Origin of the sequence: Pseudomonas sp. PA-4-8C, assembly GCF_021606625.1 — a bacterium.
Lineage (GTDB): Bacteria > Pseudomonadota > Gammaproteobacteria > Pseudomonadales > Pseudomonadaceae > Aquipseudomonas > Aquipseudomonas lactis.
The window spans coordinates 1-9,762 of the sequence record NZ_WKCD01000215.1 but is presented as its reverse complement, the minus strand read 5'-3'; the positions used below and the strand labels follow the sequence as shown (position 1 = coordinate 9,762).

General features: G+C 58.6%; 9 protein-coding genes. All 9 read right to left on the bottom strand.

Going from position 1 to position 9,762, the window contains the following annotated elements; all coding sequences use genetic code 11:
* Positions 1 to 313: filamentous hemagglutinin N-terminal domain-containing protein (locus GIW04_RS23080; protein ID WP_236479222.1), on the bottom strand; the 313-nt coding region annotated here is incomplete at its 3' end.
* A gap of 33 nt (positions 314 to 346) precedes the next feature.
* Positions 347 to 2,068: a ShlB/FhaC/HecB family hemolysin secretion/activation protein gene (locus GIW04_RS23075; protein WP_120248090.1), complete on the bottom strand. Its 1,722-nt coding sequence runs from the start codon at positions 2,066 to 2,068 to the stop codon at positions 347 to 349.
* A gap of 271 nt (positions 2,069 to 2,339) precedes the next feature.
* Positions 2,340 to 4,199 (bottom strand): calcium-binding protein, encoded by a 1,860-nt coding sequence (locus GIW04_RS23070; RefSeq protein ID WP_120248091.1) that lies wholly within the window; start codon positions 4,197 to 4,199, stop codon positions 2,340 to 2,342.
* 369 nt (positions 4,200 to 4,568) lie between these two features.
* Positions 4,569 to 5,186, bottom strand: a complete 618-nt coding sequence (locus GIW04_RS23065) for a hypothetical protein (RefSeq protein ID WP_034135054.1) — start codon at positions 5,184 to 5,186, stop codon at positions 4,569 to 4,571.
* Positions 5,186 to 5,884, bottom strand: coding sequence for a hypothetical protein (locus GIW04_RS23060; protein ID WP_034135055.1), 699 nt, complete (start codon positions 5,882 to 5,884; stop codon positions 5,186 to 5,188). The genes GIW04_RS23065 and GIW04_RS23060 overlap by 1 nt, the downstream gene beginning before the upstream one ends.
* 56 nt (positions 5,885 to 5,940) lie before the next feature.
* Positions 5,941 to 6,702: a phosphate ABC transporter ATP-binding protein PstB gene (gene pstB / locus GIW04_RS23055; protein ID WP_019817112.1), complete on the bottom strand. Its 762-nt coding sequence runs from the start codon at positions 6,700 to 6,702 to the stop codon at positions 5,941 to 5,943.
* 76 nt (positions 6,703 to 6,778) lie between these two features.
* Positions 6,779 to 7,672, bottom strand: coding sequence for a phosphate ABC transporter permease PstA (gene pstA, locus GIW04_RS23050; protein WP_003191515.1), 894 nt, complete (start codon positions 7,670 to 7,672; stop codon positions 6,779 to 6,781).
* Positions 7,672 to 8,637 (bottom strand): phosphate ABC transporter permease subunit PstC, encoded by a 966-nt coding sequence (pstC, locus tag GIW04_RS23045; protein ID WP_003191517.1) that lies wholly within the window; start codon positions 8,635 to 8,637, stop codon positions 7,672 to 7,674. Before pstC ends, pstA begins: the two co-directional genes overlap by 1 nt.
* Before the next feature lie 74 nt (positions 8,638 to 8,711).
* Positions 8,712 to 9,743: a phosphate ABC transporter substrate-binding protein PstS gene (gene pstS, locus GIW04_RS23040; RefSeq protein ID WP_003191519.1), complete on the bottom strand. Its 1,032-nt coding sequence runs from the start codon at positions 9,741 to 9,743 to the stop codon at positions 8,712 to 8,714.
* Positions 9,744 to 9,762: the final 19 nt, after the last annotated feature.

The following is a 9,762-nucleotide window of genomic DNA, read 5'->3' as shown; positions in this document are numbered from 1 at the left end:
GGGTACGGTCGGTGGCGTTATTGAGGATGACCCCGTTGGCGCCGACGTTGTAGTCATGAAATTGGTTGTGTGAGAGTCCGTTGGCATTCGGCGTGGCGATGTTGACGATGGGCACGCCATTGCCTGCTTGCCCGAGCGTCGTACCGGGGGCATTCACCACAATGCCGTCTGCCTGGGCCAGCAACGGGTGCCAGAACATGGCGTTGGCCAGAATCAATGCCAATCCACGTTTAGGCAGCCCCAGGAAATGGGAGCGGCTTTTTACGGCAGCAGAAGGCTGGCGCGCGAGGAATGCGTACTGGCGAACGTCCATGTCATGTCTCGAAGCCCGAAGGCGGTCAAAAATTTAAAGGAAAAAGTCCAGGCGGAAATAGATCGGCGCTTCACGGTCCGTGATCGCTTCCGGTCGTTCCAACGAGTGTGCAAAGGCCACGCTGGCCGCGACATTCTTGCCGCGTGCGAACAACTCCACCGAGTTGCTGCTCATGCGCCCATGCTGCTCGGCGTTGTAGCGGCCATGGCTGATCACGCCCTGGTCGTAGCCCAGGCTGGTGCCGTATTCAATGAACACCGGCTGCATCCAGGCCCAGGTCACCGGCCGGCTCCAGCGCAGGTCGTTGCGCCAATAGCCGCCGCTGTCGCCGGCGAGCATTTGGTCTTTGTAGCCACGAATCGACGACTGCCCGCCCAGGCTCATGCGCTGAGGGCTGAACAACACGTCTTCGCTGTGCTGGCCGGTCATCAAGCTGCTGAAGCTGAAGGACTCACCCCACAGTTTGAATGGATACAAATAGCTCACCGTAGCGGTGTACTTGCGATAGCGCGCATCCGGCTGCCCAGGCTTTGGATCGTGATTGGCCTGGGCGTCGAATGCGCCGATGCCGTTTTGCATGCCAAGGTCAATGTTGAGGAATGAACCGCCAATACGCCGACCATGGTTGATGCCCACTTGCGCTTCACTGAGGCGGTTGCTGCTCAAGGCAAGCTTGCTGTCTTCGATAAAGTTGTTGGTGCGAAGATAGGCGATGCCAGTGTTCAAGGACGTTTTGCTCAAAGCGTCACGATGGATCACCCGCTCCAGGCGCAACTGATGAGTCTGGCTGTCGCCGGTCTGCTTGAACTTGAAATTGTTAGCCTCGGCTCGCGAGCGGTATTCACTGTCGATATAGCTGTACGAGAGGTTCCACCAACCGAAAGGCAGGCTATAACTGAGCATCGAATTGCGCGAGGTTTTCTGGTGATCACTGACGGCATCGTGGCCGCCACGCAGCGACAGTTGGTCGGCCAGGCCCAACGGATTGTCCCAGTCCAGACTGGCGCCCCACTGCTGCTCACCGGTGCTACGCTGGCCGCCGTTATGCCGCGACAAGCCGACACGCCAGGGTTTTTGCGGGGTGTTTTTGACCAGTACATCACTGCCCCCCACGGCCTTGCCCGGCGCCAGCTCCATTTGCGCCTGGTTCGACGGCAAACGATTCAACTGATCGACCATCTGCTCGATTTCGCGCAGATTGAGCAGTTCGCCCTGCTTGCCGGGGAAACTCATGGTCAATTGGCGGTCGGTGATGCCGCCGCCTTCGGCAGCTTTCAGGCTCTCCAGCTTCCCTTCGACCACTTGAATCTTGAGATTGCCGCTGGAAAGGTCCTGCTGCAGCAAGTAGGCGCGACTGGTGACCAGGCCTTTGGCCAGATAACGGTCGGTGATCACCTTGAGTACTGCGTTGAGCTGCGGCACACCAAGACATTGGCCGACATAGGGCTTGATCAGATCAGCGCGCTCACCTTCGCTCAGCGCATCCGCACCGCCCAGCTCGATGGTTTTGATCGCAAAGCAGCGCGTATCGACGGGGGTTGTCGGGGTTGCCGGCGCGGCGGACTTGCCGGGCAGGTCTTTGAGTTCTTCAAGGCGCCGTTGCTGCTCTTCGAGCAGGCGGTCCTGGCGGTCACGGATCAGGTCGGTGATGCCGGGAGCGTTCTGCGGCGTAGCCGCTTGCGCCCATCCGGAGGTGCCCAGGCAAAAAAAAGCGGACAACAGGCTTAACCTGGTCCGACGCGGTAAACGCCACACTTTATAGATCCCTCTATATGGCTTTATGCCATCCAATGTAGCGATGATAAGATGTCATTTTGATGGCGTCAATTAAGCGTGCAAATTCGTTTAATCCTTTATGCAGAGCTGCGCGGGCTTGAAATGTAGAGTTTTTTGGGGGTTGAGCCCTACCGCTAAACAATGACGCTGCGTGTGGTATCGAGCCGTTGCGTTAATCAGCAAGCAATAAAAAACCCCACAGCATCAGAGACCCTGTGAGGTTTTTACCTTCCGTTTCGCAGGTGCCGTGTCAGACCACGCTGATCATCTCTGCACTCAACTGCGCCGCATTGAACCCCACCAGGGTGACACTGCTGTCCCCCGCCAGAATCACGCTGTCACTGCCATGCTGGGTCGTGGCACCAAGCACAGCATCGGCGCTGGCGAACAGCGACTTGGCGAATACCAGCAGGTCCTGCCCGTTCTGGTGAATGTTGAAGTCGCTGATCACGTCGTGGCCAAACCCGCGTTGATCGAAAACAAACAGGTCGCTGCCCACGCCACCGCTGAGTTGGTCATTGCCCAGCCCGCCGATCAAGACGTCATTGCCGCTGGCGCCATACAGCGCGTCGTTGCCCGTGCCGCCCAGCAGTGTGTCGTTGCCGTCGCCGCCGTGCAGCAGGTCGTTGCCAGCGCCACCGTCGAGCCGGTCATTGCCGTTCTGGCCGAATATCAGGTCGCGCGCGGCGGTGCCTTTGAGGGTGTCGGCCAATTGGCTGCCTTCGATGGATTTGGCATACGCCTTATCGGCGCCGAACAGGCCTTCGAAGTCGAGTTTGCCACTGGTCACCGTATAGGCCGGCGTGAGGACCTCGCCAATGCCACCGAAGAGCCCGCCGAACACGGGCACATGCCCGAGGCTGTTGGCCAGGCCGGTTTCGAACTCCACATGCTCTACGCCGTGCAATGCCTTCAGGCCGTATTGGCCGCTGCTGTCGTTCAGAAACAACGTGCCGTCGCTGAGTTTTACGGCTTCGTAGGAAGACGAGGTGCCTTTGAGGAAGACTTTGTCGTTACCTTCGCCGCCAGCGACGATATCGGTACCGGTACTCACGCGGAAACTGTCGTCGCCCTTGAACCCGTCGAGGAAGTCATCGCTGCGCCCGTCCTGCAGCTTGTCCGAACTGTCGGTGCCCAGCAGGAACGCCGGTGTGCCGTAGTGGTTGGAAGTGGCGGTCTGCTTGTCGCTGACCCACGTAAAACTGCGGCTGATGGCGTCGAGGTTGCTGATGATGATGGTGCTGTCGCGTTCGATGTAATCGTAGAAAGTCGATTGGGCGATGCGCTGGATAGGGTTGATGAAAATACCTTCCAGGTGCGCGGCCCATCCTGACAGGTTGGCAATCGAGAACGGACCATTGGGCCAGGTAGGTAGCGCATAGATTGTGTCGAACAGCACGATGTTATCGGTGGTCGAGGTGTAACTGGCGTCACTGCCTTGAAGCGCATCGATGATGGCGCTGCCCACGTCGGTCTCTTGCCCCGTGAGACGGTGGACCACATCGTTTTCAAAGCCGAAGTTGAAGATTCCCTCGCTGTTGCTGGACTTGGGCGACTCCATGCCAAAGTAGTCCGAATCCTTGAAAAAACCGTCGGCCAAAGTGTCCTTGCCGATATACATGCTGTTGGTGACGGAGCCACCCTGGCTGTAGCCGGTTACCAGAACATCTTTGCCGCTCAGGTTGTGGTCGGTGGCGTAATCCTTGATTGAATTGAGCAGGTAGTCATAGCCGTTGATATAAGAGTTATCGATCATCGCCGGCCAACCCAGCAGATCAATTGGCGAGTTAGTGCCGGCAATGGAAAAGCCCATTTTGACTAATTGGCCGCTGTCATCGTATTGACCAAACACTCTGGCCTGGGAGCCGAACACGCCGTCGCCGGTAAAACTTCCTGTGATGTCGGTGTGGCTACTATCAACCTGCAGTTCGCTCGCGCCGATCTCACGCCAGCCCTTGGGCAGTGCGAAGGTGTTGCCCTCGCCCAGCACAAGCCCCGGAATGTTGTAGAGCGCGCCTACGGTGGCAACACCGCTGGTGTAAGTGGCGAGGGTCCAGGCATCTGAAATCAGGACGCGGGCGTCTTGCCCCTTGTAATCGAATATAGCCATGTCAGTACTCCTTGAGCCCAGCGATCAACACCGAAAGTCAACGGTAATACCTGATGCGTCGGGCTAAACAATATGCATTGAAGTTGTTGTTGTGCATTCTGTTCAGGCTGCTTCGTTTCTTAATATCGAGGTTGACCATTAAGGAAGCTCGTCAACACTAGCCTAGAAGCGCCGCCGTAAAGTGACCGACTATCGGAAGGTAAGGGTATGTACTTAGGGATATAGACGACAAAAGCGCCATAAGCGCTGTTTGTCGAACAGGAAGGGAAGTTTTGCGTTGTTCGTGACTAACGAGTCAAAGAAAATTAAACCCTTATAGCAAGTTTTAAACTGCAATAAGAGTTCAAGAAGTTCAGGTTTCTCTGGCGTTCATGAAGAATAAACCTCAGCGCCTTGGCATACAGGCTGCTTGAACCTGGGCAATTGCTGCCGGGCCAGTTGCGCCTGCACCCCCGCCACCGCTTCAAGCACTCTTTGCGCCCAGTGCTCATCCTGCGGATCAACCACCACCACGCGAAAGCCGTGGTCGTTACCTTCAAGGCGCACGCCCTCGGAATCATCCACGTGCAAATCAATATCGAAGGCCGGCGGAAATTTCGAGGGGGTGTTTGACAGCCCATGCACCGTGAGGGCGTGGTTATGCCGCTCGCTATTCACTACGCCGTCGACACGGATGCCGTACAGCATCAGCCAACGTCTGATGTAGGAAGGCGCCCTACCCGATGAGGTATAGACCCAGATACTGCAACCCTGGCGCCGCAGCTCGCGCGTCAGCGAACGAGTGCCGATACGCAGCGGCTCTCCCCACCAACGATGAGCACAGGCCGGCAGCCAACTGCTCTCGACGTCAGCGTGGTCAAGCTGGCAAGCCAGTGTGTCGTCGATATCAAAGGAGATGCGTACGCGCGGGCGCTTGGCGGCACGCGTGAGGACCGCTTGCTGGACGGCTTGCACGGCTCGGCTGGCGAGTGTTGGATACCAGCGCATTAATGGCCTCCCTGATAGATAGGCTGTGGTATATCGCTCAAGAAAAACGCCTTGGGATCCGGGGCCTGTTCCTCCAGGAAGGCGGCGTATTTTTTCTTGATCTTGGGCAATTCATACAACGCCTTGACCCCATGTTTGGCCGAGTTGCGGATCACCGAGGAAGGATTGAAGTAACCCTCGGCATTTTCCAACGTCAGCACAAACGGTGGCAACCCGGCGCGCATCAGCAGATAGCTGACGATCAGCGAGCCACTGCGGTTGTTGCCTTCGATGAACAATTGCGGCTTGCTGAGGATGCGCACATACACACCGGCCGCACGCTTCCACACCGATTCACTGCGATACGCGCAGTACCAATTGAACAAGTCCTTGATACCGCCTTCAACGTTGTTGAAGAAGTGCTCCTCGGTGGCGGCCAGGTGCTGCGCGTATTCCACGCGGCGCGCCGGGTCACTTCCGCAGAGCACGGTGGCGTTGATCTCCAGCATCAAGTCCAGATGATGAAGGTCAAACAGGTCAACGCCCCGTGCGACATAGTCGTCAACCAGCGCATAACCTTCAAGCACGTTGTGCAGCACTTCGTCGGTCAAAGGGTCGCGTGGCTCGGTAAATTGCGTGCTGAGCTCGGCAAAGCGGCTCTGCACTTTACGGAGCGCGCGTTCAATCGCTGACAAATCAAGACGATGCGTTGCAGACATTGGCGTTCCTGGGCTGACGGTAGCGCACGTGTGGTTTCTATCGAACATGGAGTGACTCAGCTGAACTTGCCGCTGATGTAATCCTCGGTCATCTGTTCACGTGGGCTGCCAAAAATCTGCGCGGTCGGGCCCATTTCCACCAGGTAGCCGGTACGCGTGCCCTGGGAAATATCCACCGAGAAAAACGCTGTGGTGTCCGCCACGCGAATGGCCTGCTGCATATTGTGGGTGACCAGGGCGATGGTGTAGTCCTTCTTCAGCTCCACCATCAGCTCCTCTACCCGGCGAGTCGCAATCGGGTCGAGTGCCGAGCAAGGCTCATCGAGTAACAGCACTTCCGGCTCAGTGGCGATAGCGCGGGCAATACACAGCCGTTGCTGCTGGCCACCGGAGAGCGACAGGCCGCTGACCTTGAGCTTGTCCTTGACTTCATCCCACAGCGCCGCGCCTTGCAGGGCGTGCTTGACGCGGTCGCCCAGGTCGCCTTTGTAGCGGTTCAGGCGCAGGCCGAAGGCGACGTTGTCGAAGATGCTCATGGAGAACGGGTTCGGCTGCTGGAATACCATGCCGATGTAACGGCGCACTACCACCGGGTCTACACCCTTGCCGTACACGTCCTGCCCCAGAAAATGCACGTGGCCCTCGAAGCGAAAGCCCTTCACCAAATCGTTCATGCGGTTGAGGCTGCGCAGTACCGTACTTTTGCCGCAGCCGGACGGGCCGATAAAACCGGTGATCTTGTTTTTCTCGATCGGCACATGGCTGTCACGCACCGCCATGAAGTTACCGTAGAAAATCCGGTCCAGCTTGCAGTCCATGACCACAGGCGATTGGGTGACAAACGGAGCGGCTATTTGCGCAGTTGAGACGTTCAAGATTCAGATGCTCCCGTTCTTAATACTTAGGCTTGCCGAAGATACGGCTCACAATATTCACGACCAGCACGATCATCACCAACACCAACGAGGCCGCCCAGGCGAGCTCCAGCTGGTTGTCGAAGGGCATGCCGGAAAAGTTGTAGATCAACACGGCGAGGGAGGCCGTGGGGTTCATCACCGCCAGGTCGCCGTCGTGGTAGATCCAGTAGTTGCTGAACAGCGCGGTAAACAACAACGGCGCGGTTTCGCCTGCGGCACGTGCCACAGCAAGCATCACGCCGGTGAGGATCGCCGGTAGGCCGGTCGGCAAGATGATCTTCCAGATCACCTGCGAGCGGGTGCAGCCCATGCCGTAAGCCGCGTCCTTCATGATCTTGGGCACCATGCGCATCGACTCTTCCGCCGTCAGCACTACGATGGGCAGCATCAGTACCGCCAGGGCCACGCCGCCTGCCGGTGCCGAGTAGGTGCCGGTGGTCATCACCACCAAGGCATAGGCAAACACGCCGGCCAGGATCGAAGGCAAGCCGGTGAGCATCTTGGCGGCAAAGCGTGCAGCGTTGGCCAGTTTGCTGTCCGGCCCCAGTTCGGCCAGGAAGATCGCGGCCATGATGCCCACCGGCACTGCGATCGCCGCAGCGATACCGACCATCACAAAGGTGCCGGCCATGGCGTTGCCGAAACCACCGCCCGTTTCAAAGCCGGTGGGCGGCAACTCGGTGAACACCTCCAGGCTCAGGCGTGCGCCGCCACGGGTGATCAGCATGTAGAGCACCGAAATCAGCGGCACACTGGCCAGCAGCGCGCCCAGCCAGACCAGCGTGGTCAACACCAGGCTGCGCAGCGCCCGGCCTTCGAACTTGCGCTGCAGGCTCGGTACAGCGGTGATAGGGGATGTGAGATTAGTCATCATCGGTTACCCCGTTGGGCGTAGAGCATGATCATGGAACCGATGACATTCACCAGCAGCGTGATGAACATCAAGACGAGGGCGGCGTACATCAAGACCTCCACCTCGTTGGGCCCGGCTTCGGGGAAGTTCAGCGCCAACAAGGCTGCCAACGTGTTGGCCGGCGCGAACAGCGACAGGGAAATGTTGTTGGCGTTGCCCACCAGCATCGCCAGCGCCATGGTTTCGCCCAGCGCACGGCCGAGGCCGAGTACCAGGGAGCCAAAAATACCGGTGGCGGCAGACGGCACCATCACCTTGAGGATCGCCTCCCAATGGGTGGTGCCCATGCCGTAGGCGGCCTGCTTGGTTTTCATCGGCACGCTGGTGAGCGCGTCCTGGGACACGGCGGCAATCGTCGGCAGAATCATGATGGCCAATACCAGCGCCGCTGGCAGCAACCCCGGCCCGCTCAAGGACGTGCCGAAAAACGGGATCCAACCCAGTTCACTGTTCAACCAGGTAGTCAGTGGCCGGATCGCCGGGATCACCACGTAGATGCCCCACAGGCCATACACCACGCTGGGGATGGCCGCGAGCAGTTCAACGATGGTGCGAAACACCGCCGCCAGCTTGGCCGGCAGAAAGTCCTGAGTCAGGAAAATCGCCATGCTGACACCGAAAAAGCCCGCAATCAGCAGCGCGATAAAAGCGCTGTAGAGCGTGCCCCAAATGGCCGGCAGGATCCCGTACTTGCCCTGGTTAACGTCCCAGACACTGCCAAAAAGCACATCGAACCCGTGCTTTTCCATGCCCGGCAAGGCCTTGCGTCCCACCTCGAATACCAAGGCCGCGACCAACGCCAGAATCAGTACCACCCCGATTCGCGCGAGCCCACGGAAGGTGCGATCAACCAGGAAGTCCTTGGCGGAGGGAGGTTGGCAGGCAGAATCCCGGTTAACCGGTACGACGAAAGGTTTGTTCATTGGCTAATTCCGGAACAGGGGGGAAACGCCCCCGGCGCGGCAAACAGCCCACACCGAGAGCGGCCTCACGGGTGTTACTGAATGTTGGCGGAAGCTTTGCGAACCTGCTCTACCACCGATGGCGGCAGCGGAATGTAACCCATCGAGTCGGCGATTTTCTGCCCCTCGGTCAGGCTGTACTCAACCATTTCGCGCATGGCCTTGGCCTTGGCAGGGTTGCCGTTGTCCTTGCGGAAGATCATCCAGGTGTACGAGGTGATCGGGTAAGACTTGGCACCGTCCGGGTCCGGCAACCAGGCCACCAGGCTTTCCGGCATCTTCACGGCGGCCAGGGCCTCGGCGCCGCTTTCAGCGTTTGGCACCACGTACTGGCCGGCCTTGTTCTGCAACTGGGCGAAGTCAACCTTGGCCAGTTTGGCGAAGCCGTACTCGATGTAGCCAATTGCGCCTGGGGTCTGGCGTACGGTGGCGGTCACACCATCGTTCTTGGGCGACTTGATGAATTTGTCGCTGGCCGGCCAGTTGACGGTGTTGCCCTCCCCCAGCGCCGTTTTGAATTCAGGGTTGATGGTGGCCAGGTGTTTGGTGAAGACCGCTGTGGTGCCGCTGGAATCTGCACGCACAACCACCGTGATCGGCGTGTCGCTGAGCTTCAGGTCCGGGTTGGCGGCGACGATCTGTGGGTCGTTCCACTTGGTGATCTTGCCCAGGAAGATATTGGAGTAAACATCACGTGGCAGCTTGAGGCCCTTGGGATTGCCCGGCAGGTTATACGCCAGCACGATTTCACCGGCGGTCATTGGCAGCAACTGCACGCCTTCGGCGACCTTGGCGATGTCTTCGTCTTTCATGGCCGAGTCACTGGCGGCGAAGTCGACGGTTTTATTCAGGAAGTCCTGCACACCTGCGCCGCTGCCCTTGGATTGATAATCCACGGTGACGCCAGCGGTCTTCTTGCTGAAATCCTTGAACCAGGTGAGGTAGATAGGTGCAGGGAAGCTGGCGCCAGAGCCGGTGAGGCGCACGTTTTCGGCGGCGAAGGTCACGGAGGAGGCACACAGGGATACCGTAATGGCGAGTGCTGCGGACTTCATCAAGCTTTTCATTAAAAGGAACTCGTTGTGG

What these genes read in the sequence shown, in the direction of transcription:
- pstB (WP_019817112.1), bottom strand. Translation starts at nt 6,702, where the DNA reads ATGGACTGCAAGCTGGACCGGATTTTCTACGGTAACTTCATGGCGGTG.
- pstA (WP_003191515.1), bottom strand. Translation starts at nt 7,672, where the DNA reads ATGACTAATCTCACATCCCCTATCACCGCTGTACCGAGCCTGCAGCGC.
- pstC (WP_003191517.1), bottom strand. Translation starts at nt 8,637, where the DNA reads ATGAACAAACCTTTCGTCGTACCGGTTAACCGGGATTCTGCCTGCCAA.
- GIW04_RS23065 (WP_034135054.1), bottom strand. Translation starts at nt 5,186, where the DNA reads ATGCGCTGGTATCCAACACTCGCCAGCCGAGCCGTGCAAGCCGTCCAG.
- GIW04_RS23070 (WP_120248091.1), bottom strand. Translation starts at nt 4,199, where the DNA reads ATGGCTATATTCGATTACAAGGGGCAAGACGCCCGCGTCCTGATTTCA.
- pstS (WP_003191519.1), bottom strand. Translation starts at nt 9,743, where the DNA reads ATGAAAAGCTTGATGAAGTCCGCAGCACTCGCCATTACGGTATCCCTG.
- GIW04_RS23060 (WP_034135055.1), bottom strand. Translation starts at nt 5,884, where the DNA reads ATGTCTGCAACGCATCGTCTTGATTTGTCAGCGATTGAACGCGCGCTC.